The sequence below is a fragment of the Pseudomonas sihuiensis genome (genome assembly GCF_900106015.1).
In the GTDB taxonomy this organism is placed as follows: domain Bacteria; phylum Pseudomonadota; class Gammaproteobacteria; order Pseudomonadales; family Pseudomonadaceae; genus Aquipseudomonas; species Aquipseudomonas sihuiensis.
The window spans coordinates 3,184,892-3,205,613 of the sequence record NZ_LT629797.1; the positions used below are offsets into that span (position 1 = coordinate 3,184,892).

Here is a 20,722-nt window from a genome sequence, read left to right on the forward strand (position 1 = left end):
AGACCCAACATCGATGTTTCCAAGGTTTCCAAATGCAAAACATAGATGACGCAGCCCATCAGACAATCTACCGCCTGCGCGAGGCAGATGACTGGTTCGCAAGCTTGCCGGGGGAAGTGCAAGACAAAATCATCCAGTCTTCCGTATTGCGCCACTATCGCAAAGGGCAGGTGATCACTGCCCAAGGCAGCCGACCGACTGCAGCCTCAGTAGTGCTTGAGGGGCGCGTGCGGGTTTCGCGGCTGCTATTCGAGGGTGAGGAGAAGCTTTATATGATTGGCGAGAGAGGATTTTGGTTCGACTTCCTCGCCCTGATTACAGGCGAAAAGGCCGATGTGGCTGTGATCGCCGATACCAATGTGCAATTACTAATGCTGCCTCTGCAGCAATTCGAGCGAATCCTTGAAGAGGAACCTCTCTATTGCAAGGCAATTACACTTTTTATTGCCAAGCGCTATGCCGCTTTTATGCGGCACTTTGCCGATGGCCAGATGATCGTGCCGCTGCAACGGCTGCGTACAGGTTTAGCAGAACTGTTGTTGCTGCAACCACCGGCAACAGGCTCTGAGGAAGTTATTTTGAATGTTTCTCAGGCGGATTTAGCCTCCATACTTGGTTCTTCCCGCCAGACTATCAACGGGCTGCTAAAACAACTGGAAAAGGCGGGACTGATTAAGATCGGTTTTCGGCATATTCGAGTAATTGATCCAGCTGGGCTTTCTGAGCACGCGGCTAACTGAGCCGGCACTAATCTCGATGTAATTTTCGCAGGGCCGAGTGCATCGCTGTTGATCATGAGTGGACTCACCACCTGACTTCATCAGTACCACCTGACCACAATGCTAGAGGTGAACCGGCCCTATCAATAGCCCCGGCTTTCCTAGAGACCTTTGGGCCTAATAACTGCCCCCGCACGAGGGCCGCTTGGTCACCAATCAAAGACTGCTTTTGGCCGACTCCAGCCAGTTCGCACTCAGTTAGCGCTGCTGAAAAGCAGCCATTCGATTCAAAAAAATCTCAACCACACATTACTGCAATGACATCCGCACCAAAGAGGTTCCCCCCATGTCATTGCAGTGCCCTCGCTGTCACTCCCCCAAAGTCGCTTCGTTCCATCACGCCATGAAAACCGGCGCGGCCATCGGCGCTGTCGGCGGCCTCGCACGCGGCATCAGTGCTGCTCTGGCAGGCGGCAAGGCCGGCGCAGCACTCGGCGTAATTGCCGGCCCTGTAGGTATCACACTCGGCTCGGCATCCGGCGCCATTCTCGGTGGCCTGGTCGGAGGCGTCGGTGGTTGTGCGCTCGGCGCTCAGCTCGGCGAGTCACTCGACCGTCACGTCCTGGCCCACAACCTCTGCCTGATCTGCGGTCATCGCTTCAACCTGCCGACCTGATCCGGCCACCGCTCTCCTCTTCCTTCTCCATCACTGATTGCCGGTGCTGCGCCATGCGCAGCGCTTTTTGCCGGCCTGCACCTAAAGGAAACTCGTCATGGCTCATCAAATCGAACAAATGGCCTACGTTGGCGCTACTCCGTGGCACGGCTTGGGCAACAACCTGCCGCAGAAACAGCCCATCGAAGTCTGGCAACGCGAAGCCGGCATGGATTGGCAGATTCTGGAAAGCCCTGTGCACTTCAAGTCGGACGCCATCGGCCATCTGGGCGCGATACATTCTTTCCCCGAACAGAAGGTGCTCTACCGTTCGGACACCAAGGCACCGCTGTCGGTGGTCTCGCAGCGCTACCACACCGTGCAGCCAAAGGATGTTCTGGAGTTCTACCGAGACCTGACCGAAGTGTCTGGCTACGAGCTGGAAACCGCTGGGGTGCTCAAGGGCGGCCGCAAGTTCTGGGCGCTGGCACGTACCGGGCAGAACGCTGCGCTCAAGGGCAACGACCAGGTGAATGGCTACCTATTGTTGGCCACTTCCTGTGACGGCACTCTGGCCACCACCGCAACGCCCACGACTATCCGCGTAGTCTGCAACAACACGCTGACCATCGCCCTGGACGGCACCAGCCGTGCGATCAAGGTGCCGCACAGCACCCGCTTCGACGGCGATCTGGTGAAGAAGCAGCTCGGCATAGCCGTCTCGCAATGGGATGAGTTTATGTACCGCATGCGCCACCTGGCTGAACGCAAGGTGCAGTGGCATGAGGCGCTGGGCTTCTTTATGAACGTGATGTGCGAGACCAGCCCAACCGGCGCTCTGCCGGAGCAGCTGCCGAACGAGCGCGCTATGCGCAAAGTGCAGGAGCTGTACGAAGGCCGTGGTCGCGGCAGCGAACTGGACTCGGCACGCGGCACAGCCTGGGGCTTGCTCAATGCAGTGACCGAGTACGTCGATCACGAGCGCCGGGCACGCAGCACGGAGTACCGCCTCGACTCTGCCTGGTTCGGCCAAGGTGCCCAGATCAAGCAACGCGCCCTGGATACAGCTCTGCAACTGGTCGCCTGACCTGTTACCCCCCCCATAACGCCCGACCCGCTTCGTTGCAGGTCGGGCGTTTCCATTTCTGCAAGGTGAACGCTATGAAAGCTACTTCATTGAATCGCAGCACCAGCAAGTCCCGTCCGGCTCTGCGCTTGGTCAGCACCAAGGAGCTGCCCCGAGAGGATTGGCTGCAGATCCGCAAACAAGGCATCGGCAGTTCGGACGCTGCGGCGGCGGTCGGTCTGAACCCCTATAAGTCGCAGCTGGAACTCTGGATGGAAAAGACCGGGCGCGATGCTGGCATGCCCAAAGCTGATCCTCAGGATGAGGAAAGCCCGATGTACTGGGGCAACGTGTTGGAGCCTATCGTGGCCTGGCACTACAGCAAGCGCACGAAGACTAAGGTACGCCGCATCAACGCCGTGCTGCAGCATCCTGATCCGGAGTTGCCCTGGATGCTGGCCAACATCGACCGCGAGGTGATCGGGGCCGACGATGTGCAGATCCTGGAATGCAAGACAGCCGGCATAAACGGGGCACGCCTCTGGAAAGAGGGCGTGCCCGAGTATGTCCAGCTTCAAGTGATGCACCAGCTCGCAGTCACCGGCAAGCAGGCTGCAGATGTAGCCGTGCTACTCGGTGGCCAGACGCTGGAGATCCACCGTATCGAGCGTGACGAGCAGATGATTGCTCGCCTGATCGAGCTGGAGCGCAAGTTCTGGCACTACGTGGAAACGGATACGCCACCACCGGCTGATGGCACGGCTTCAGCAGAGTTGGCCCTGCGCTGCCTCTATCCGGAGGACAACGGCCTGACCGTCGACTTCAGCAGCCATGCCGGACTGGCCGCAGCCTTCCTTGAACTGAAGACCGTTCGCCAGTCGATTGCCGACAAGGAAAAGCGTGAGGCCGAGCTCAAGCAGATGCTGCAGCAGGCCATGGGCGACGCCAGTCGGGCGGAGTTTTCCAATGGCTACGTCAGTTGGCGCAAAGCCAAGGACAGCATCGGCCTCGATGTCGCTCAACTGCTCAAGGACAAGCCGCACCTGCAGGCCAAGTACCCACTGCTGAAGCCGGGTGCACGGCGCTTCCTGGTCGGCTGAAACCAACCTCATTCATCCCTTCCCTCCCCTTGGCCAGTCCATGCAGTTCGCGCTGCGTGGCTGGCCTTTTTTCATTTCCAGGAGAATTACCATGCTCAAAGGTCTGGCTATCACTCCACCGATACTCGGGCGGATTTCCATCGGTAAGGTCATCGAGAAGAACGGCAAGCGCCTGCCCGAGAAGGATGACCAATTCACCATCACTTCCCAGGTGCAAGGCAAGGACGGCTGGCTACTTCACCCACTCAATGACGAGCTGCGTCAGGGCAAGGACGACAAGCTGCGCAGCATTCCGGTACGCCTGCTGTTCAACGAACCGGAGCTGAATTTCCGAGCCGACTACACGCTGTTCGACCGGCAATCCGGACGCCCCGTCTGCGTGGGCAATGGCGAGACTTGTAAGCGGGTTACCCAGGACGGCATGCAGTCGCTGCCCTGCCCTTCACCGGATGCCTGCCCACTGGCCAAAGGCGGTGCCTGTAAGCCCTACGGCCGACTGAATGTGGTCATTGGTGATGAGGATCCGCTGGGCAGCTTCGTGTTCCGCACCACCGGCTTCAACAGCATCCGCACCCTGGCCGCTCGTCTGCATTACTTCCAGGCCATCTCTGGAAACCGCCTGGCCTGTCTGCCGCTGGAGTTGCGCCTGCGAGGTAAGTCGACTCGCCAGAGTCATGGCACGCCGATTTTCTACGCCGATCTGACGGTACGCGGCGGCATGGACATGGCAGAGGCACTGGTGTCCGCCAGTGAACTCGATTCGCGGCGGCAGGCTGCCGGCTTCAATCAGGCTGCGCTGGATGAAGCTGCGCGACGCGGCTTTGGCAACGGCGCATTCGAGGACAGCGAGGAGGATGTCGGTGCCATCGTCGAGGAGTTCTTCGCCAGCCCGGACCCGACAACCGACAGTCAGGGCGACACAGCGTCGCCTGCGCCCAGCTCGCTGGCAGACAAGCTGGAAGTGCTCGCCAGCCAAACCCACTAACCCTTTGCCTGCCCACCCCGGGCAGGCCTTCGGAGATTCGACATGACACTACTGAGATTTTTGCTGTGCCTATTCACCTTCATCGGCGCGTTGGCTGCAGCAGGCGCGCTGGTTATCAGCGTGCTGCTGATGCTGCGCTTTCCACCTCTGCTTGTCGCTGTTGTCCTGTCCTGCTGGATCCTCTGCAAACTGCTGAAAGTCTTTCGCAATCCGGACCAAACCAAAGCCACCAAGCCTTCGGCGCAGTGATACGGCCATGCCGATCAGCAAGGGGCCAACGACTATCCAATTGGGAGAATCAAAATGAGTCAAAACTGTTTGATCTGCGAGTCCAGGGCCGTCATCACGTGCGAAGCAGCCAAAGGTCTTGCATTGCTTCTGGGGCTTGTCGACAGCGCAATCCAGGGTGCACGGCGCACGCCGGTAGAGGGTAGCCACGAGGCGCTTACTAATGGGTTAACGGAGATTCTTCCCTCTTACCCATCGGCACTGCGTGTAGCTGAGGATGTCGGGCGCTTTCACTTCGCAGGTTTTGACTGCTTGTGCCTACGTTGTGGGGCGCGCTTCAACGAGGGCGCAGAGTGACATTCGGCGCTCAGTTGAGGGCAAAGCGCTCGACCAAGCGCTCCACAATATCCAGCACCAGCAGCCGATCCTCTGCGCTCAGCGAAGCCAGCAGGCTCTGTAGCCGACGCGCCTGATCTGCAGGTAGAGAACTCCCCTCTGTTAGCAGGTCGGCCGTCTCACATTCAAAAACGGCTGCCAATTCAACCAGACGCTCAACATTGGGCATCACCAGCCCACGCTCAATGCGAGAAACCGCCTCCGCACCGATGTTGAGCTTCTCGGCGACCTTCTCTTGGCTGAGGTCACGACGAATGCGCTGACGGGCAATGGCACGACCAATCTGCTCCGCCAGCGGCTTTGAATCGTTCTTCGGCATGCACCCTCCAAGTCAACCCAAATGGTCGAACACCACCCCGTTGACAGGAAGGACCTCACAAACCGAGACTCACCTCATTAGGTTGACACCCAACCTATTTCATACCCATTGAGCCCATGCAGGGAGTCGCGCGCGATGAATGTTGTTACCGGATTGAATGAAGCCATGATTGAGGGGCTACTGAAGAACAAGCGGTCTTTCGAGGTCATCGGCCTGAGAGGCAACTTTATGGAAGGGATCAAGCTGGTCGAGACTAAGATCGAGGCACTGGGCATGAAGTGCAGGATCCGCAGCGACATGAAGGCGACTATTGCACAGGGCGGATTCATCGGAGGGCTCATGGGGGCGGCCTCCCTCCCTGCCGGAATTGCCATTGGCGCAATAGCCGCAGCAGCAACCGCCGGCCACCAATTGGCCACGTACAACCCCGACTACGAAGTCCTTAAGGACTACGTGAACAAGAAGCTCACGGTCACGTACAAGAAGTGACCCTGGCCAACAACGAGAGATAAGACATGAAGAAAATCATCACCACCACACTGCTGTCCATAGTCTTCAGCCTCTATGGCCAGGTAGCTATGGCTATCGGTTACCAGCACGGCTCATTCCCAGACGAACTGAGTCCGCAAGGCTTGCCCGAGGCGATCCCCTGCAGTTTCCAGCGCAAAACGCACCTGACCAATGAGGGCACCCTGAACTGTGTCTGGCTGATGTCCAGTCGGAACATCACCGAATGGAGTGCACAGCAAGGCCGGAATCTCAACTATCCCAACAAGTACGAGGCTGTATGTCGTAAGGGTACCTGCCGGGTACAGGGCACGGTCGTTGGCAATCACCCCAAAGATGAAAACGTCAGGCTGTCCATCTGGTACTACATGGGACAAAGCAGCGATGGCAAGCCTGTAGCTTATCTGAAGGGCTTTGGCCCTGCTTTCGATGGCGAGGCGGTCAGCTACGCCGAGGCCGGGCAGATGCTCGTAGAGTTCTATGAGAACTCGGGTATCGATAACCAGAAGGCGATCCAGTTCGAGCTGAGTCAGCACTATGACGGCGGCTGGGAGCAATTCCAGGCTGACCTGAATGGTGGAAACGCCAGCGCAAGCACCAATCCAGAGCAATGTCTAAATGCCTGGATCAAGGCATTCCGTGATGACGTGGGCGAGGACGCGATGATCGTCGGCGAGCAGCTGGATGAGTGGAAGGGCTGGTGCAGCAAAGGCAAACTGCCGTAGCCTCAGGCCACCGGGACCCTGTCAGGCTGTCTGAAGCATCGCTGCTGGTGATTCTGATGGTGCGCTTTCCACGATTTCTGATCGCTGTGGTGTTGGCGTGCCGGATCCTCAGCGGGGTTCTATCGCTGGTTAGAAGCCATAGGTAAACATCTGTGTTCGCATACATATGCCTCGGCACGAACGATCTTGAGCGCGCAATTAAATTCTATGATGCAGCTCTTGCCCCGCTCGGCCTCAATAGATGCGACACAGGTGACGAGCCGAATTGGAACGGCTGGGCCGGCTGGGGCACCTATGAAGCTGGAGGAGCAAAAGAGCTTGCACTCTGGGTATGCACGCCTTTCAACTCAAACACTGCGACTTCTGGCAACGGCACAATGGTTGCTCTTCGTGCCAACACATGGGAAGAGGTCAGAAATTTCTATGCTGCAGCAATTGAGAACGGCGGCACATCTGAAGGAGTACCTGCACTACGGCCGCAGTACGGCAGCGATTTTTATGCCGCTTATGTTCGCGACCCAGATGGCAATAAAATCGCGGCCGTATGCAGAACTATCACGTAACCCATGCAACCGCTCAAAAAGCAGTTCTGCGAAAAGGCTTCTAGCATATGGCTTAAGTCGTTCGCTTCGCTCACTCGGGGCCTGCTTTAGCCGGCCCCTTTAACTAAACGATCAAAGTCATCAAGCAAACCAAATAGCAGTAAGAGCATATGGGCAGCTTAGGTTGCCCATATGCTCTTACTTTCTTTTTTATTTTCCCTGCCTCAAACCAACCCGAAATAACGCTCGAAGAACACCGCCAGCTTGCCCAGCACTGCCTGCTTCTTGGTCGCATGCCCGTTGCCCTGGGAGAAGCGCGAAACAGGCGGCAGAATCTTGGTGATTGCTGTGCCGGCCGTGGGGATTGAGCCATCACGAAACGCCTGTTCAACGAACTCGCGCGCAGCATCGGCGTTGAGGTTTTCCTCCGAGATGATGCGCTCCAGTTCCTCGGTCTTCTTGGCCGCCATAAAGCTCTGCCACTGAGCGCCCACCTTGGCTCTGGTGTTCACCGACTCCACGAACTGAACGATAAGATCCTTCTTGTTGCGCAGGCTGGGGCTGGCATTGATGGCGCGTTCGATGGTGGCGCGGATTTCCTTGTCTTCGCCCGAGCCCTTTTTCTTCAGGTACTGCTCGACCAGCAGCAGGATGTAATCGACGTTGATTTCCACCTGCTTGATCAGCTCAATCTCGAAGACCACGTCGTCGTTGATCGACTCCTTCTCCGCTTCGGACGTCGTGCGGAACTCGGCATACAGATTCAGATAGACGCTCTGGTAATCCTGGTACTGACGCTCGCTGAGAATCTCGTTCCCGGCAAAATCGTCGAAAGCCGTCAGGATATTTTTCAGCCGCAGGATCGAGCCAAACAGTTTGATGAAGGCTTTCTGCGCCGCTTCGCCGACGATGGCCTGCCCCAGAGGGAATTTGTCGAGCAGCTCGCCGATGCGCGTCTGGTACTCAGCGAAATACTCGGCGTAAGGCTTCAGCAGCACGATGCCCTTGGCGTCCTTGTTACCGAACAGGGCCAGCGCATCGTTGGTTTCCTGCTCCAGATTGCGGAAGGAGACGATGTTGCCGTAGGTCTTCACCGAGTTGAGGATGCGATTGGTGCGCGAATACGCCTGGATCAGGCCATGCGCCTTGAGGTTCTTGTCCACCCACAGCGTGTTCAGCGTGGTGGCGTCGAAGCCGGTCAGGAACATGTTGACCACGATGACCAGGTCCAGCTCGCGCTTCTTCAGGCGCTGCGACAGATCCTTGTAGTAGTTCTGAAACTTGTCCGCCGAGGTGTCGAAGCTCGTGGCGAACAGCGCGTTGTAATCCTTGATCGCGGCGTCCAGAAAATCCCGCGAGCTTTGATCCAGCCCCTCGGCCTCGAACTCCTCCTCGCCAAGCAGGCCGTCTTCGTCGTCCTCGTTGGCGGCAAAGCTGTAGATCAGCCCAACCTTAAGCCGCTGGGCCTCGGGTAGCTCCTGCTGCTGCGCGGCAAGTTCCGCGTAGTAACGCTTGGCCGCATCAATCGAGGCACAGGCAAACAGCGAGTTGAAGCCAGCCACCCGCTTGCCGTCATGGCGATAGGTGCTGGCGCGCTTGGTCTTCTGATCGAAATGCTCGCGGATATAACCGACGATCTGGCTGATGCGCTCTGGTGCCAGCAGGGCACGCTCGGTGTCGATGGCCGAGACCTGCTTGTCCTTGATCCGCGCCTGCACCTTGAGGGTATTGATGTAGTCGATGCGAAACGGCAGCACGTTCTTGTCGTTGATCGCATCGACGATGGTGTAGGTGTGCAGCTTGTCGCCAAAGGCCTGCTCGGTGGTGCGGCGTAACGGGTTGCCACCGGTTCCCGAGTTCTTCGCAAAGATCGGCGTGCCGGTGAAACCGAACAGGTGGTAGCGCTTGAACACACGGGTGATTTCGCTGTGCATGTCACCGAACTGGCTGCGGTGGCACTCGTCGAAGATCACCACCACATGCGCGTCGTACACCGGGTGCTTCTTGTTCTTGGCCACGAAGCGCGAGAGCTTCTGAATAGTGGTGATGATGATCCGCGCGTTCGGGTCTTCCAGCTGTTTCTGCAGCACCGAGGTCGAGGTATTGGAGTTGGCCGCGCCTTTCTCGAAGCGCTCGTATTCGCGCATGGTCTGGTAGTCCAGATCCTTGCGATCGACCACGAACAGCACCTTGTCGATGTCCGGCAGGCCACGGGCGAGCTGGGCGGCCTTGAAGCTGGTCAGCGTCTTGCCCGAGCCTGTGGTGTGCCAGATGTAACCACCCGCCGCCACAGTGCCCAGCTGGCGGTGATTGGTTGAGGTGGCAATGCGCTGCAGGATGCGCTCGGCGGCCACGATCTGGTAGGGGCGCATCACCAGCAGTTTGCGATCTACATCGAACACGCAGTACTTGGTGAGTACGTTCAGCAATGAATGCTTGGCAAAGAAGGTCTTGGTAAAGCCCACCAACTCGGTGATGGGCTGGTTGCGCGCGTCGGCCCACCAACTGGTGAAGGAAAAGCTGTTGGATGTTTTGCTTTTGCTGCGCTTGCCGGCCTGCTCCTTCAAGTGCCCGTCGCGCACGGTGTTGCTGTAGTACTTGGTCAGCGTGCCATTGCTGATCACGAACAGCTGCACATAATCGAACAGGCCGCTGCCCGCCCAGAAGCTGTCGCGCTGGTAACGGTTGATCTGGTTGAAGGCTTCGCGAATGTCCACGCCACGGCGCTTGAGCTCGATGTGCACCATCGGCAGGCCGTTGACCAGTACCGTCACATCGAAGCGCGTGGCGTGCTTGCCGCCGTGCTCGCCGGTCGGCGTTTCGTACTGGTTGATCACCTGCAAGACGTTGTTGTGAATATTGGCCTTATCGATCAGGTAGATGTTCTTGCTGCTGCCGTCATCGCGCTTCAAGACCTGGACGTGATCCTCCTGCAGGCGCGCGGTTTTTTCCAGAATGCCGTCATTGGTGCCCGCAATGCAGGTGGCGAGGAAGCCCTGCCACTCCGTGTCGGAAAACTCGATCTTGTTGAGCTGCTCCAGCCGAGCCCGCAGGTTGGCGACCAGCTCGGCCTCGGAACTGATCGGCAGGTACTCGTAGGCCTGCCGCTGCAGTTGTTCGATAAAAGCACTCTCCAGCGCCGCCTCGCTCTGGTAGCCGGTCTCGCGCACACCCAGCGCATCCGGCAGAAATTCGGCCACCACCGTGCTCTCGTTGGAGAGTGCAATGGCCTCGTAGCGATAGGGCTGGTTCTCAATGCTCATGCGGCTTCCTTGAATGTGAGCAAACGGTCGCGGTAGTAGGCGTACTGCCGACGGCGAGCGGCGATCTCGGCAGGCAGGCCGATGGAGATGTCATTTACCAGCGCATCGAACTTGTCGAGGATGGCGACGATGCGCTCTTGCTCTTCAAGCGATGGGACTGGGATACGAATCTTGGAGAACCCGCCAATCAGCAAGGTGTTGACCTTGGTACGCGCCACATACTTGGCCTTCTCTGCAATGAATGAGCTCGTTTGCATGCAGTAGGAAACGAACTTCGGGTTCATCGAATGGCGGAAGGCGTAGCAGTGATCGTGGATCGCAACATCCTCGGTGCCAACCCAGGCCACGGCCTTGCCAACGTCCTCTACGGTTTCCCCTACGTCGGTAACCACTACATCACCGGGCTTGGCATAACGCAGTGAAGCGGCCATATCCGCACGCACATGCGAGATGGCCGTATCTGCGGCCGTACCGTAGCGGGTGTAAATCTCGCCATAGTGGATACAAGGCACACCGTCCTCGACGTAATCAGCCTTGGTAAACCGCCGCCCCCGGATGAACTCGCCGAGCTCGGCCATCGCGGCCCAGCGAATATCTTGATCGCTGAAAGCGAGCAAGGCGTCGCGGTAGTACTTGTACTGCCTGCGACGCGCCTCAAGCTCCGCCTCAAGCTCCGCCTCAAGCTCCGCCTCAAGCTCCGTGAAAGCGTCAAGAATTTTCACGATTTCCTGCTGCACTGCGAGTGGTGGCACCGGAATCCTGATCTTCGCAAGGCTCTTTGCCGAAACATCGATAACCTTCGTACCCGTCGCATGCTTTTTCTTATCTGCGAAGAAACTTGGTGTTTGCAGGTAGTAAGCGAGGTATTTCGGGTCTTGGTCATGTTTCAAGACCGTGGCATGTCCCCCTGTGACAATCTGGGCTTCTCCAATCCACGCAACAGCCTTGCAAACGTCATCAATGTTTTCACTGGTGTTGGTGATTACAAGATCACCAGGATCGACCTTGGCTAGCCTTTCGGCCTTTGCCCCCGGAACAAATGACTTCGTTTCGGTCGCCCAAATGCCATAGTGAGTGTAAATCTGTCCGTAGTGGATACATCCAACTCCAGACTCCACAAAATCAGATTTCGGCATGCCGTTGCCACGCACAAGCTCGCCCAAATCTCCAATTGCCTTGAACTCCACCCCCTCCGGGCAAAGCTCGGCGATCAACGCATCGATCCGGCTCATGGCTTTTTCTTCCCGCTGATCTTCTTCTGTACCGTCTTCACTGTTTCCAGATAGGCCGCTTCCACCTCGCTCGGCTGCTCAGCCAACTGGGCACGGAACTTGGCGTATTCCGTTTCGGCGTGAGCAATGGCCTGCTGATGGCTGACTTTGCCCGCACCTTCCAGAGCCTTACCACCCATGGCCAGGATCAATTGCTCCAGGTGCGCGAGCCAGTCCTTCATATAGGTCGGCTCATGGTTCATGGCACGGAACTCGGCGGCGTCGAAATAGGCCGAGACCAGGGTATTCAGGCGTTTGAGTTCGTCGGCGTTAAGGTAATTCTTGGCATTGGTGACTTCGGCCTTGGTGGGCTGCTTGCCACTGAAGGACAGCAGGCCCATAAAGGGCTTACCGGCATCGGCGCGCTGTCTGACCACTTCCGCCGCTGTCTGGCCGTGGGCTGCGTAATGCAGCTTGTTCTGTACGGCCTTGAAGAACACCACGCTGGCTTCGGCCTTGGGGTCGTAATCCACGCTGGTGGCGTACAGGTCGAGCACCTGGCGGTAGAGCACCTTCTCGCTGGAGCGAATGTCGCGGATGCGATCCAGCAGCTCTTTCCAGTAGCTGCCGCCGCCCAGGTTCTTCAGGCGCGCGTCATCCATGGTGAAGCCCTTGACCAGGTATTCGCGCAAGCGCTCGGTGGCCCAGATGCGGAAGCGCGTGCCCTGCTGCGACTTGACCCGGTAGCCGACCGAGATGATGACGTCGAGGTTATAGAAGTTGGTCGGCTTGGTAGAAAATTCGGAAATTCCGATTTTTCTCATCACCTGCTCCGGCACCAGCTCGCCTTCCTCGAAGACGTTCTTGATGTGCTCGTTGATGGTCGACTTGGCCTTGCCGAACAGTTCCGCCATCTGCTCCTGGGTCAGCCAGACGGTATCGCCGTCTAGCCGCACATCGATGGCGGTTGCATCGCCACGTTGGTAAAGAATGATCTCCCCTGCTGGCTGCTCGCTCATGCCAGGGCTCCTTCCAGATCCGCAACGATGGCATCGATCTGCTTCCGCAGCTCCGTTTGCCGGGCAACGATGCCGCTGATTTTCTCGTTGAGCTCACGAATGTCTACCGCTTCGCTGGTGTCGGCCTGCTCGACATAGCTGGAGACGGCGATGTTGTAGCCGTTGGCGGCGATGTCGCCGTTCTCAACCATGCGTGCGAAATGGTCGATGTTCTGGCGAGCGGTGAATGCGTCGAGGATTTTGCGCTGGTGATCGAGCAACATCTTGTTCTTGTTGCCGCTACGCACGAACAGGCTGGAGGCGTCGATGAACAGCGTGGCGTTGTCGCGCTTGGACTTCTTCAGCACGACGATGCAGGTCGCGATGGTGGTGCCGAAGAACAGATCCGGCGGCAACTGGATGACGGCATCGACGTAGTTGTTGTCGATCAGGTACTTGCGAATCTTGGCTTCCGCACCGCCGCGATAGAGCACGCCGGGGAACTCGACAATGGCAGCCGTGCCGTTGACTGCCAGCCAGCTGAGAATGTGCAAGGTGAAGGCCAGGTCGGCCTTGCTCTTGGGCGCGAGCACGCCGGCCGGAGCGAAGCGCGGGTCATTGATCAGCAGCGGGTTGGCATCGCCCTCCCATTTGATCGAGTACGGTGGGTTAGAGACGATGGCCTCGAAGGGCTCGTCATCCCAGTGCGCCGGGTCGGTCAGCGTGTCGCCATGGGCGATGTTGAACTTCTCGTAGTTCACGTTGTGCAGGAACATGTTGATCCGGCACAGGTTGTAGGTGGTGAGGTTGATTTCCTGGCCGTAGAAGCCCTGACGCACCTTGTTGTGGCCCAGCACCTTGGAGAAGCTGAGCAAAAGCGAGCCGGAGCCGCAGGCTGGGTCATAAACCTTGTTGACCTCCTTCTTGCCCACCACCGTGATGCGGGCCAGCAGTTCGGAGACTTCCTGCGGGGTGTAGAACTCGCCACCGGACTTGCCGGCGGTTGAGGCATACATCTGCATCAGGTATTCGTAGGCGTCGCCGAACAGGTCGATGCTGTTGTCGACAAAATTGCCCGAGCTGTTGCCCAGCGGCAGATCGCCGATGGCATCGAGCAGCTTGACCAGCTTTTCGTTGCGTTTGGCCACGGTGGGGCCGAGCTTGCTGCTGTTGACGTCCAGGTCATCGAACAGCCCCTTGAAGTCGTCCTCACTACCCGCGCCCAACGCCGAGGCCTCGATGTCCTTGAACACTTTCGACAGGGTTTCGTTGAGGTTCGGGTCATGGCGGGCGCGCTTGCGCACATTGGCGAACAGTTGCGACGGCAGGATGTAGAAGCCCTTTTCCTGAACCGTTTCGTAACGGCCCACGATAGCGTGGGCGTCTGCCAAATCGCTGTAGTCAAAATCCGCACTACCCGCCCGACGCTCCTGTTCGTTGAGGTAGCTGGTCAGGTTCTCCGAGATGAAGCGGTAGAACAGCATGCCAAGAACGTAGGTCTTGAAGTCCCAGCCATCGACGCTGCCACGCAGGTCGTTGGCGATGCGCCAGATGGTTTTGTGCAGTTCGGCGCGTTCAAGATCTCTGGTGTTGCTCATGGGGCGGTAATCACTCTCAGTTTTCGTGTCGCCGGATGACTAACGCATCGCGGCGTGTATGTAATCGTTCGTTCAGGCTGTTCGGTAACCGGGCGCCAGCACCGCTGTTTCCACGCCGTAGAGCAGCAGGGGATCTTTCAGCCAGAGGCGGTATTCCGGATCACGCAGCCGATGATCTGGCGAACAGTCGACGCTCCATTTGCGCAGTACGTAACCCGCCGTGGCCCCGCGCAACCTCAGGCGCAGCACGCCGTCTTGCATGGCGTAATCCATAGCGGTGATGTCCGGATGCGGCTGGTCGGGGTGCGGCACCAGTTCGACCTCCAATATCCGGCTCCACTGGACATCCTGCTCCGGTCGCTCGTGCTCGGCGACGGGAGACTCCATCAGCAGCTTCGGCCGCCTGATGCGCGTGACCACGAAGTCCCGAAACGCACCGCGCTTACGGTCATAGCCGCGCACGTGCCAGCGCAAGCCCGTATCGATGAGGGCAAACGGGACGATCTCCCGCTGGGTCTTGCCGCTGCCTAGGGAGTAGTAATCCACACGCAGAGGGCAGCGGTGGTAAATGGCACGCGTCACGATACCCAGCGTATCCAGATCCGGCTGGGTAAGACGCCCGGACGTTACGCAGGAGATTCCCGGCGCACTGCTCGCCGGCTCGCCATCACCAAAACCCTCTGCCAGCCAGGCCATTACCCGGTCAGCAGAGAAGGTGAAGATCGGCCGGAACTCCTTGGTCGGCGTGTAGATTTTGCTGCTGCGGTCATACGCCAGATTGTTGCCGGCGAGCTCACGATAGGTGGCGAGGTCGCGAGTAGCGGCAGCCGTTTTAATGCCAAAACGCTGAAGCAGATCCTGCCGGCCTATCTCCCCCACGAATCGCAGGCGTAACTCCAGGTAGGCGAGGCGATCACGCTGGGCTTGCGTTAGCTGCGAGAGAGTTTCAGCGGTCATGGTTGGACTGGCCGTAAATAAAGCCGGAGCAGCATAAATTGCGGTCACTATGCCCGCAATTAAAAATCATGGAAGCATCGTTTAAAGATCATTTTGATTCGCAACAAATCAAGACACTCTTCGACTACCCGGACGCCCGGCCTTCCACGTCAAGGCCGGGCGTGCACATGTGAGTCGAAATGAACATCGCGATAAGCGCCGAGTACTTGTCAGCTCGGAGACGGCCTCTGAAGCAGTTCGACGGCCTAGATCATCGCCGCACGAACCGCCGCAGTGCGCCCTTACGCAGACAGCGAGCCCCCGCAGGCTTCAAGCGCAGGTGCTGATCGTCCTTGACTAGGTATTTCATGGCGTAGTGCGTATGGGGCCGTCTCGACTGATCGTCCCTCTCGATCTGGCCAATGCCTAGCTTGTCGCCGTACTGATCCTTGTCGTGATTGCAGCTATGGGCATAGCCCTGACGGCGAGTGACCTCCTCCCACAGTTCGCTGATCTCAATCGCTTTATGCGCATCCCGGCACACTATGTTGCCATTGAAGAAGTAGGCTGCATGGATGTGGTAACCCCTACTGTCATTTCGATCCCCCTGCTCCACGGCGTAGATGTAGCCGATAAGGTGCTTGAAGATCGGATTACGGCTGTGCTCATAGATCAGATCATCCAGGTGATCGAATACCTGCTCGACGCGCTGCCTGGCCTGAGCTTCAGGTCGGTAGTAGAGGTCCAGTCTGATGACCGTAGTGCGGGAGTAAAGGCTCATCACAGCATCCGTGTACGCGATGATCTCCGCCTCCTGCTTGCGTGCCTCATAGGCTCGTCCCCCAGGCCTACGCCGATACCGTTGCTGACGGGTCAACTCACGGATCCGTTCGGTGAGGACGTTCATGCTCTGTTGATGACTGAGCCAGTACGTACCTGTCTCGCTCATGCAGACAGGGCCATTGGGTGAACGCTGAAGGCCGATGTCGTCACAGGCTTCCCGGAACGCCTGCAGGTGCTCGCTGTAGTCGTATGGCACTCGGTCATCGAACAGGTTGTACATCTGCTGGACGTTGGTGAAGTACCGGGAGAGTCTGGTCTGCTCGACCTGCTCATAGCCTGAACGTTTGTGCGTAATCCGATATGCGGGTGTATCGCTGCGCTCGATAGCCTGGACGAGTGATTCGATCTTCAGGGCTATGTCGGACTGTGAGAGGTGGGTGTTGTGCTTGCGGTTGTTCATGGCTGAGTACCTGGTTGGTTGTTGGTGCATACCAGGTAAGTGGTCTTTTTCTTTTTTTACTGGTCTTCTTTCCCTCTGGTGTAGTCAGTGGTGATGGGTAGTGATGGTTAGTGATGGTTAGTAAGAGTTGGTAGTTAATAGCTATATCAATAGATGCAGCCCTGACCAGAGCCGACCCTCCCGAGCAGGCCGGGCAATGGAGAGCAACATTGCCAAGCCTGTCGAGAGATTTGCCGCATTGAGCTTTGGGAGAGTTAGCTGAGAGCCCAAAGCTGTTCGAGTCGGCATAAGCGCCATGACCAGCCGAAGCCGATCATGGCGCAGGTGGCGGTTCTAGCTGGCCATACTCAGATGGCCAATCGGGCGCGTAGCGGCACCCTCGGCTTGGTCACGCTCCTCGATCCGAGCCAGGATCCAATCGTGCACCTCGCTATCGACCCAGCCGACGCAGCGGTCGCCCAGCGATACCGGTTTCGGGAAGGTGCCTTCCGAGATGTACTTGTACAGGGTCGACCGAGACAGGCCGGTCGAGTCGATGACTTCTTTCAGACGGATGATTCGCATGAGCAGGCTCCTCTGTGGCTCAGAGGATCTGCAGGGGCAGTAAAAAATCACCTGCCCTAGCTTGGCCTAGGGCACCTTGGTCTTGGTCAAGAGCGCCAGCCTGTAGCGCAGCTCCAAACCTAACGCCTCCTCTCCCACATACGGGTCAGACCTCCCTCCGCGCACGTCCCATACCCAAAGGCATGTATTACTGGCCTTGGGCGCTGGATAGACAATCAGCGACACGACGCTCCAGCCATCCCCTGCGTCAGGTGCAGGTATGAGCCTCACCAGCTGTGGGCTGTATTCTGGCCATACGTTCATACGGCGCAGCCCTTTGTAGATGCTTTCGGCCCATCGACACGCCTCAGCATGCAAGCTTTCCTTGAAGTCACTCCATCGGTCAGGCTCGCTCGGTTCGGGGCTAACCGTCAGTGGCTCGATTGACTTACCGCCAACGCTTTCGAAGCCTGCAGCCTTCAGATCGGCAATATCGCACTCAGGGTCAGACCAGAGAGCCGTCAGCAGCTGTGACGCATGACTTGCCAGCCTGTGATAAAGCATCTCTTTAACTTGATTATCCACCCCTGCTAGCTGCACCGTTGAAGGCAGCGCAGCTTCGACCAGGTCGTACTTTTGCGGCCCTTTAACTGCATACACCACCAAGCCCCGCTCCTGCTTCCCCTGCCTCACTGGGAGCTGGGGGTGGTCGAGGTTCAGGTAGTAGATGCTCATAGTCTTCGAGCCGACCAAGACCCCATTCGACACCCCCGGCACATAGCTTCGAAGAAAACCCAAGCTCAACAGACGATTCAATTGGTGCTTGATCGACGAGGAATCGAGCCCCGTCATTTCCCTCAGCTTGCGCCCGCTAAGCTCCGCCACTACACCGCACTTATCGGCCTCGCTAAGAAGAGCCGCCAATAAAACACGACTTGCAGCGCCCAGCCGTCCCTTAGCCCCCGGGGCGGCAGGCCGACCATCTTTGCGGATAGCTGGACGGGATGATTTTTCCTTCTGAGCTATCGATGTCGACGTGGCCTCCAGCCCAGTCGCATAGATATTCGGCTCAAGAAAAAGGCGAACGATGAGCTCGTGGTGGGCAAGATCTCTGTCCACTTCGCAAAGCACTCTGCGTACGTACTCCGAGGCTACGTAACCGACACCTGGGCGCCCAAGACCACCGTGCTGCTTATTTTCTATCAGAAGCCCAGCCCTGATCAGCTCCCTCGACGCATCTCTAGCGAACCTCTCCGTCAAGCAGAGCTCCTTCGCTACCGACTTGATCTCATAAGGCGCACCCAGCCAGTCAGGCTTTCTGAGCATCAAAGCCTGAAGAAAAAATCTTGATTCAGCATTAACATCTATTAGTGATGACAGAGCTATCATGCGCAAATAAGCCCAGATAAAACACAGATTTGAAGTGATTTTATACCTATAGAATCAGTATCCACAATTCATGTAACGGATACGTTAACAGCTCATTATTAACATCCGCTAACAAGGCAGTTAACATCGCTGTTAACACCACGCAATTAGCTGAGCATCCACCGCGCAGCGGCACCGCTCAGCAACAGGAGAAAATTGGATGGAGACGACCGGGAATAAGCCGGGCTGGCTAAAGAAGCTCGATCGTGAGGAGACAGTGTGGGCTGCAAACTACCTGCTGAATCGATGGCCTGATGAACTTGAGCCTAAGCCCGACCCGTCGCCCGCCATGGTTTTCATCACCTTTGGCGACTCGATCCGCACCCTGGAGTCAGATGTAGCAGGCGTGAAGCTCATTGAACGACTGAGAAACGCCATCAGACAGCGGCGCTATCGGCAAGCAGAAGGCGGTCGAAAGACGTGCTCGTTCACCCTGCCTCTCAACACCAAGGACAAGCTAAAAATCCTTGCAAAAAATGCTGACACCACCGAAACAGCGATCATCGAAAGCCTGATCGCAGGCGCCCTGCAGTCGAGCCAAGATCAGAAAGAGGGAAAGCGACGCGAGGCCCTGGAGAAAACAATCACCCGCAACTCAAGCAAGCTTGCGCAGGAGCTGAACAAGATCAGGCTCGAAGTGACTACCAAGCACCTGGACGCCAACCTGAGACGACTGGCTGGCTGGCAGGTATACCTCAACGAGCAGACCCCTGAACTTTCGGCTGAGCAGGAGTCCGAAGCTAACAGGATTGCCGAGAAGCGAATGCGCGAGATCCAGGAGGCAATCAGGGCCGTCGTAGCGAAGCATGAAATGATGAGCCCTAGGAACATCTGAGATCAGCTTCCCAGGGCAGCAACCTGCATCAGTGTGGGTCAAAGTGTGGGTCAATACGAAAAGCAAAAATAAAGTACTTTAAAATCAATAACATATTTAATAAGAACACCGGCCACAAGCCGGCTTTTTTAGGTTCATCGCGCTTTCCCGGGGAAGGCGGCCTTGATTTTCAGGAAGAAGTAGTCTGAGTCCCGGAAGCCATAGGCCATGCGCTTGATCACCTTGATACGGTTGTTCACACCCTCCAACAGGCTGGTATGCATAGGGAAATTGGCGCTGGCGAGGATGCCGCGAATATAGCGTCTAAGGTTTTTGGCGAAGCGCTGTAGCGGTGCCAAACCGCTGTCACGGGCCTGCCGTAGCCAGGCCCGCCAGCGTTGCCAGCCCTCCCATACGCTCGGGGCGTACCAAACTTCCTTCAGCGCGTCCTTGAGCACATAAACCGTGGCCAATGGCTGGTTGGCAGCAAGCAACTCCTGTAGCTGAACGGCTTGGCTGTCCTTGAGGTTTTCTGCATTGCGCAGTAGCAGCCAGCGGCTGCGCTTGACCACCTTGCGTGCCGGTTTGTCATCGCGCAACAGGTTGGCCTGGTCGACGCGGATGCGGTCAATCACCTCACGCCCGTAGCGCGCCACCACATGGAACAGGTCGTACACCACTTCGGCTTGAGGGCAATGCTGCTTTACCTCCAGATCGAAGGCGGTGTTCATGTCCATGGCAACCGCCTCGATTTGCTGGCAGCGCTCACCGAGCAATTCGAAGAACGGACGAATGGCCTCACGGCTATTGCCGTGACCGACCCACAGTACCCGCGTTCGCTCGGCGTCCATGATCACCGTGGCATAGCGATGGCCTTTGTGTAGAGCGAACTCATCCATCACCAGGCGACGTACAGTGCCTGGCTCGAAATCCCCCACCTCGGCCTCCAGGCGGCGTTTGTCGAGTGTCTTGAGGGTGTGCCAGTGCAATCCAGTGAGTTGGCTGACGTGGCTGATGGGCAATATCCGCAGCAAGCCCTCGAGCCAGACCCGTAAACGCTGAGTCAGGCGAGAGGACGGCTCAAGCCAGTCGATCCGCTCGGTCACTCGGCCACAGCGCAGGCAGTCAACGCGACGTACGGGCAGTTGGAGCAACACGCGCTGATCCAACAGATCACGATCACGCACTTGGCGCAGACGCCGCTCATGAATCAATGGACTGGGCTGCTGACAGCGTCCGCACCGGGGCAGTCGTGCGGCCTGGGGTTCCAGCTCAATCAGCAGGGTGTTTTCAGCAACGGAGCGAGAGGCGACGACTTCGTAGCCTGGCCAGAAAGCGGCAAGATCAATAGGATGCACGGCGACAGCAGAGTGTGGGTGTTGGTGTGTTTGGCGACTGCCAATTTACCCACTTCCCTGTCTGTCAACTCGCTCTTCCCCCAGAGTC

20 protein-coding genes are annotated in these 20,722 nt (G+C 57.7%); 10 read left to right on the plus strand and 10 right to left on the minus strand.

The genetic code is table 11. From position 1 onward, the window contains the following. Positions 1-32: 32 nt before the first annotated feature. The 6 genes from BLT86_RS15035 to BLT86_RS15060 all read left to right on the plus strand — a co-directional run bounded on the left by BLT86_RS15035 (position 33) and on the right by BLT86_RS15060 (position 4,774). Positions 33-740 carry a Crp/Fnr family transcriptional regulator gene (locus BLT86_RS15035; RefSeq protein WP_092377781.1) on the plus strand — a complete coding sequence of 236 codons (708 nt, stop codon included), beginning with the start codon at positions 33-35 and terminating at the stop codon, positions 738-740. Between the two features lie 325 nt (positions 741-1,065). Continuing rightward, positions 1,066-1,395: a hypothetical protein gene (locus tag BLT86_RS15040; RefSeq protein WP_042855647.1), complete on the plus strand. Its 330-nt coding sequence runs from the start codon at positions 1,066-1,068 to the stop codon at positions 1,393-1,395. Positions 1,396-1,492: 97 nt separating this feature from the next. Then, positions 1,493-2,461: a DUF932 domain-containing protein gene (locus tag BLT86_RS15045; RefSeq protein ID WP_092377787.1), complete on the plus strand. Its 969-nt coding sequence runs from the start codon at positions 1,493-1,495 to the stop codon at positions 2,459-2,461. Between the two features lie 74 nt (positions 2,462-2,535). After that, a complete protein-coding gene (locus BLT86_RS15050; RefSeq protein ID WP_092377790.1) occupies positions 2,536-3,540 on the plus strand; it encodes a YqaJ viral recombinase family nuclease in 1,005 nt (334 codons plus the stop codon). Between the two features lie 91 nt (positions 3,541-3,631). Continuing rightward, positions 3,632-4,525 carry a recombination directionality factor gene (locus tag BLT86_RS15055; RefSeq protein ID WP_092377793.1) on the plus strand — a complete coding sequence of 298 codons (894 nt, stop codon included), beginning with the start codon at positions 3,632-3,634 and terminating at the stop codon, positions 4,523-4,525. Between the two features lie 42 nt (positions 4,526-4,567). Continuing rightward, positions 4,568-4,774: a hypothetical protein gene (locus BLT86_RS15060; RefSeq protein WP_058164156.1), complete on the plus strand. Its 207-nt coding sequence runs from the start codon at positions 4,568-4,570 to the stop codon at positions 4,772-4,774. A gap of 346 nt (positions 4,775-5,120) precedes the next feature. On the opposite strand, the gene BLT86_RS15070 is transcribed toward BLT86_RS15060, so the two are convergent. Continuing rightward, positions 5,121-5,468: a helix-turn-helix domain-containing protein gene (locus tag BLT86_RS15070; protein WP_058164155.1), complete on the minus strand. Its 348-nt coding sequence runs from the start codon at positions 5,466-5,468 to the stop codon at positions 5,121-5,123. Positions 5,469-5,603: 135 nt separating this feature from the next. Here BLT86_RS15070 and BLT86_RS15075 point away from each other — a divergent pair, with 135 nt between their 5' ends. The 3 genes from BLT86_RS15075 (at position 5,604) to BLT86_RS15085 (ending at position 7,263) form a co-directional block, all read left to right on the plus strand. Then, positions 5,604-5,957: a hypothetical protein gene (locus tag BLT86_RS15075; RefSeq protein WP_058164154.1), complete on the plus strand. Its 354-nt coding sequence runs from the start codon at positions 5,604-5,606 to the stop codon at positions 5,955-5,957. A 26-nt stretch (positions 5,958-5,983) separates the two neighbouring features. Continuing rightward, entirely contained in the window at positions 5,984-6,700 is a 717-nt protein-coding gene (locus tag BLT86_RS15080) for a hypothetical protein (RefSeq protein WP_092377796.1), read from the plus strand. A gap of 152 nt (positions 6,701-6,852) precedes the next feature. Further along, positions 6,853-7,263 carry a VOC family protein gene (locus BLT86_RS15085; RefSeq protein ID WP_071543408.1) on the plus strand — a complete coding sequence of 137 codons (411 nt, stop codon included), beginning with the start codon at positions 6,853-6,855 and terminating at the stop codon, positions 7,261-7,263. 203 nt (positions 7,264-7,466) lie between these two features. Here the strand turns inward: BLT86_RS15085 and BLT86_RS15090 are convergent, their stop codons facing one another. From BLT86_RS15090 to BLT86_RS15125, 8 genes are all read right to left on the minus strand, one after another. Beyond that, positions 7,467-10,505, minus strand: a complete 3,039-nt coding sequence (locus BLT86_RS15090) for a type I restriction endonuclease subunit R (RefSeq protein ID WP_092377799.1) — start codon at positions 10,503-10,505, stop codon at positions 7,467-7,469. Continuing rightward, a complete protein-coding gene (locus tag BLT86_RS15095; RefSeq protein ID WP_092377803.1) occupies positions 10,502-11,737 on the minus strand; it encodes a restriction endonuclease subunit S in 1,236 nt (411 codons plus the stop codon). The genes BLT86_RS15090 and BLT86_RS15095 overlap by 4 nt, the downstream gene beginning before the upstream one ends. Next, positions 11,734-12,735: a virulence RhuM family protein gene (gene rhuM, locus BLT86_RS15100; protein WP_092377806.1), complete on the minus strand. Its 1,002-nt coding sequence runs from the start codon at positions 12,733-12,735 to the stop codon at positions 11,734-11,736. Before rhuM ends, BLT86_RS15095 begins: the two co-directional genes overlap by 4 nt. Next, positions 12,732-14,312, minus strand: a complete 1,581-nt coding sequence (locus BLT86_RS15105) for a type I restriction-modification system subunit M (RefSeq protein ID WP_092377811.1) — start codon at positions 14,310-14,312, stop codon at positions 12,732-12,734. The genes rhuM and BLT86_RS15105 overlap by 4 nt, the downstream gene beginning before the upstream one ends. A 72-nt stretch (positions 14,313-14,384) precedes the next feature. Further along, a complete protein-coding gene (locus tag BLT86_RS15110) occupies positions 14,385-15,269 on the minus strand; it encodes a helix-turn-helix transcriptional regulator (RefSeq protein ID WP_092377815.1) in 885 nt (294 codons plus the stop codon). Between the two features lie 250 nt (positions 15,270-15,519). Beyond that, on the minus strand, positions 15,520-16,491 hold the full coding sequence (locus BLT86_RS15115) for a YagK/YfjJ domain-containing protein (protein WP_092377818.1): 972 nt from the start codon (positions 16,489-16,491) through the stop codon (positions 15,520-15,522). Positions 16,492-16,824: 333 nt separating this feature from the next. After that, positions 16,825-17,055, minus strand: a complete 231-nt coding sequence (locus BLT86_RS15120; RefSeq protein ID WP_058164140.1) for a helix-turn-helix transcriptional regulator — start codon at positions 17,053-17,055, stop codon at positions 16,825-16,827. A gap of 66 nt (positions 17,056-17,121) precedes the next feature. Next, the gene (locus BLT86_RS15125) at positions 17,122-18,153 is read right to left on the minus strand and encodes a hypothetical protein (protein ID WP_197676067.1); all 1,032 of its coding nucleotides are present in this window, start codon (positions 18,151-18,153) and stop codon (positions 17,122-17,124) included. A gap of 469 nt (positions 18,154-18,622) precedes the next feature. Here BLT86_RS15125 and BLT86_RS15130 point away from each other — a divergent pair, with 469 nt between their 5' ends. Continuing rightward, complete coding sequence (locus BLT86_RS15130; protein WP_058164142.1) at positions 18,623-19,297, plus strand: hypothetical protein; 675 nt, start codon at positions 18,623-18,625, stop codon at positions 19,295-19,297. A gap of 134 nt (positions 19,298-19,431) precedes the next feature. Here the strand turns inward: BLT86_RS15130 and BLT86_RS15135 are convergent, their stop codons facing one another. After that, positions 19,432-20,634, minus strand: a complete 1,203-nt coding sequence (locus BLT86_RS15135) for an ISL3 family transposase (protein WP_026088446.1) — start codon at positions 20,632-20,634, stop codon at positions 19,432-19,434. Positions 20,635-20,722 lie beyond the last annotated feature (88 nt).

Bases quoted from the DNA above. Each gene is read 5' to 3' on its own strand.
- BLT86_RS15035 (WP_092377781.1), top strand. From the start codon at position 33: ATGCAAAACATAGATGACGCAGCCCATCAGACAATCTACCGCCTGCGC.
- BLT86_RS15040 (WP_042855647.1), top strand. From the start codon at position 1,066: ATGTCATTGCAGTGCCCTCGCTGTCACTCCCCCAAAGTCGCTTCGTTC.
- BLT86_RS15045 (WP_092377787.1), top strand. From the start codon at position 1,493: ATGGCTCATCAAATCGAACAAATGGCCTACGTTGGCGCTACTCCGTGG.
- BLT86_RS15050 (WP_092377790.1), top strand. From the start codon at position 2,536: ATGAAAGCTACTTCATTGAATCGCAGCACCAGCAAGTCCCGTCCGGCT.
- BLT86_RS15055 (WP_092377793.1), top strand. From the start codon at position 3,632: ATGCTCAAAGGTCTGGCTATCACTCCACCGATACTCGGGCGGATTTCC.
- BLT86_RS15060 (WP_058164156.1), top strand. From the start codon at position 4,568: ATGACACTACTGAGATTTTTGCTGTGCCTATTCACCTTCATCGGCGCG.
- BLT86_RS15070 (WP_058164155.1), bottom strand. From the start codon at position 5,468: ATGCCGAAGAACGATTCAAAGCCGCTGGCGGAGCAGATTGGTCGTGCC.
- BLT86_RS15075 (WP_058164154.1), top strand. From the start codon at position 5,604: ATGAATGTTGTTACCGGATTGAATGAAGCCATGATTGAGGGGCTACTG.
- BLT86_RS15080 (WP_092377796.1), top strand. From the start codon at position 5,984: ATGAAGAAAATCATCACCACCACACTGCTGTCCATAGTCTTCAGCCTC.
- BLT86_RS15090 (WP_092377799.1), bottom strand. From the start codon at position 10,505: ATGAGCATTGAGAACCAGCCCTATCGCTACGAGGCCATTGCACTCTCC.
- BLT86_RS15095 (WP_092377803.1), bottom strand. From the start codon at position 11,737: ATGAGCCGGATCGATGCGTTGATCGCCGAGCTTTGCCCGGAGGGGGTG.
- rhuM (WP_092377806.1), bottom strand. From the start codon at position 12,735: ATGAGCGAGCAGCCAGCAGGGGAGATCATTCTTTACCAACGTGGCGAT.
- BLT86_RS15105 (WP_092377811.1), bottom strand. From the start codon at position 14,312: ATGAGCAACACCAGAGATCTTGAACGCGCCGAACTGCACAAAACCATC.
- BLT86_RS15110 (WP_092377815.1), bottom strand. From the start codon at position 15,269: ATGACCGCTGAAACTCTCTCGCAGCTAACGCAAGCCCAGCGTGATCGC.
- BLT86_RS15115 (WP_092377818.1), bottom strand. From the start codon at position 16,491: ATGAACAACCGCAAGCACAACACCCACCTCTCACAGTCCGACATAGCC.
- BLT86_RS15120 (WP_058164140.1), bottom strand. From the start codon at position 17,055: ATGCGAATCATCCGTCTGAAAGAAGTCATCGACTCGACCGGCCTGTCT.
- BLT86_RS15130 (WP_058164142.1), top strand. From the start codon at position 18,623: ATGGAGACGACCGGGAATAAGCCGGGCTGGCTAAAGAAGCTCGATCGT.